The 1,900-nt window shown below is 46.8% G+C and carries 1 protein-coding gene and 3 pseudogenes; 3 read left to right on the top strand and 1 reads right to left on the bottom strand.

Translation table 11 applies throughout. The features are described from left to right. The 3 genes and pseudogenes from QZ506_RS05975 to QZ506_RS05965 form a co-directional block, all read left to right on the top strand. Positions 1–85: pseudogene (locus QZ506_RS05975) on the top strand (lipoprotein); the annotation flags it as partial. 211 nt (positions 86–296) lie between these two features. Next, positions 297–1,220, top strand: coding sequence for a hypothetical protein (locus tag QZ506_RS05970; protein ID WP_291969736.1), 924 nt, complete (start codon positions 297–299; stop codon positions 1,218–1,220). Positions 1,221–1,367: 147 nt separating this feature from the next. Next, positions 1,368–1,697, top strand: a pseudogene (locus QZ506_RS05965) (IS21 family transposase); the annotation flags it as partial. A gap of 61 nt (positions 1,698–1,758) precedes the next feature. On the opposite strand, the pseudogene QZ506_RS05960 reads toward QZ506_RS05965, so the two are convergent. Then, positions 1,759–1,900: pseudogene (locus QZ506_RS05960) on the bottom strand (IS5/IS1182 family transposase); the annotation flags it as partial.

Genomic DNA, 1,900 nt, shown 5'->3' with positions numbered 1-1,900 from the left:
TCAGGTGGGTGAAGCCATGGCCATGGTCAAAGCGCTTAACCGGATCACGCTATTAGGAATGCCGAACAGTATTCGCATCACGTAACAATCGACCAGTATGGGGCGCAGTCGTTACAAGTTCTGATTTATTCAACAAAGCCGTTGTGGGTTAGAAAATCCATTGTAGAGTAAATTCGCTAATTTTACATTGGTTTCAATGCCATTGAACGTCAACTGCTTATATATATGGCCTGGCCATTATTTTGCTTCAGATTATAACCAGTGAATGTATCACTAGGAAAAATGAAAGGACTCTTATGAAGAAACTTTGGGTATTAATGGTTACCACAACGTTGAATGTTTTTTTACCTACTAATGCCCAAGGCACTCTGTCAACAACACCGCCACGGATGGATGGTATCGACAAGTTTTATGCATCAAGCGGCCGAACTGGGATTATTCCTGCAAACAGACTGGTTGTTTATTATGGTAATTTTAACTCTCGTAGGATGGGAATCCTGGGTGAATATCCTGCCCCTGAACTGTGGAAAAAATTAACCGCTGAAGCGCAGGAATGGGAAAAGGCAGACCCATCAAAGCCTGTCATTCCAGGATTAGAGTACATTGCTACCGTAGCAAGCAACCAGCCTGGGCGAGATGGGTTATATCGTAACCGTATGAGTAACATGCAAATAGATAGAGCTCTGTCTGTGGTGAGGATGACATCAGGTGCAGTTCTGATTCTGGACGTTCAGCCTGGGTTGAGCGATTTACACAGTGAGATATCCCGCCTTGAGCCTTTTCTTACTCAACCGGATGTGCATCTAGGCATAGACCCTGAATTTATCATGATGGGAAAAGCCATTCCGGGGACACGAATTGGAACCATTAACGACAAGGACATCAACAGAGTCGTTGATTATCTTTCAACATTGGTTGTGAAAAATAATCTGCCACCGAAAGTGTTAGTGGTTCACCGTTTTACTAAAAAGATGGTGACGGGGTTTGATAAAGTAAAATCAGATCCTAACGTGCAGGTAATATTGAACATGGATGGTTGGGGAGCGCCTGAAACCAAAATGGCAACCTATGAAAAACTCGTCTCTGCTGAACACTGCGTGTTGTATCCGGGCATCAAGATTTTCTACAAGAACGATATTAGAAAACCGCCACACAGGCTGTTATCCAAGGCTGAAGTACTGAGTTTGCAGCCTCAGCCGATATATATTCAATATCAGTAGTGAGATGCGCTTGATGAATGCTGATAGTGTATTTCCAGTGTGGCGACCGTCAGTGTTGGTGGATGTGCATCGCGCATGGAAGGGTCAGCGTTTTCCATCGCTACGTCGGCTGGTCGCCCAGTCCTGCAAAACAGGGTTTGTTTTATAACCATAAATACGGTACATGCGCTCAACGTCAGGCTCAGGGAGCTAATGACCGAGCTGAATAACCGCACAATGAAAGGTTATGGGGGCCAGAGCCAAGCACAGCGCTTTGCGCTGCTCGATGCGCCGTGTTTGCAGCCCTTGCCAGCCATGACATATGAATATACCGAATACCGTGCGGTAAAGGTCGCTCCGGACTATCACGTCGAATACGGCCGCCACTGGTACTCCGTTCCCCATGAGCTGGTTGGTGAACGGCTGTCTGTAAAAGCCGGGCAGACGCTGGTCCAGTTCTGGCATAAGGGCCGCTGCGTGGCACAGCACCCTCGTAGCGATCGGGGCTTTGTTGAATAAATCAGAACTTGTAACGACTACGCCCCATACGGGTCGATTGTTACGTGATGCGAATACTGTTCGGCATTCCTAATAGCGTGATCTGGTTAAGCGCTTTGACCATGGCCATGGCTTCATCCACCTGAGCATCGTAGTCTCTCAGACTTAGATGACCACCCAGAAGCCTTTTGAATCGGAACATG

Source organism: Candidatus Symbiopectobacterium sp., assembly GCF_020054415.1.
In the GTDB taxonomy this organism is placed as follows: Bacteria; Pseudomonadota; Gammaproteobacteria; order Enterobacterales; family Enterobacteriaceae; genus Symbiopectobacterium.
Note: the sequence above shows the minus strand (reverse complement) of the source record. Positions and strands in the feature narration are given on the sequence as shown.